1 pseudogene is annotated in these 293 nt (G+C 74.1%); it reads right to left on the bottom strand.

From position 1 onward, the window contains the following. A pseudogene (locus tag B2X67_RS13265) lies at window positions 1–293 on the bottom strand (two-component sensor histidine kinase); the annotation flags it as partial.

Here is a 293-nt window from a genome sequence, read left to right as displayed (position 1 = left end):
AGCGCGGCGATCAGCGCGAGGCCGATGATCACCAGCGCGCGGGCGGTGGCGTTGAGGCCCCAGCTGCGCGCCGGAGTGGTGAAGGCCAGCCAGCTGGCGTCCTGCAGCTGCACCAGCATCAGGTAGCGGCGCGCGCTGCTGCCGTCGGGGAAGTCGTCGGGCTCGAAGGCCTCCACCCGCCGCTGCGGGTCGCCGAGCAGGCGCCGCATCGTCCGCGTGCCGTCGTGGAACACCGGATCGTCCGCCGCCGGCGTGGCGATGGCGTCGCGCCGCGCCTGCCATTCCACGGTGAA

Source organism: Pseudomonas sp. UBA3153 (genome assembly GCF_002364635.1).
In the GTDB taxonomy this organism is placed as follows: domain Bacteria; phylum Pseudomonadota; class Gammaproteobacteria; order Pseudomonadales; family Pseudomonadaceae; genus Pseudomonas_O; species Pseudomonas_O kuykendallii.
This window is presented reverse-complemented; position numbering and strand designations above follow the sequence as displayed.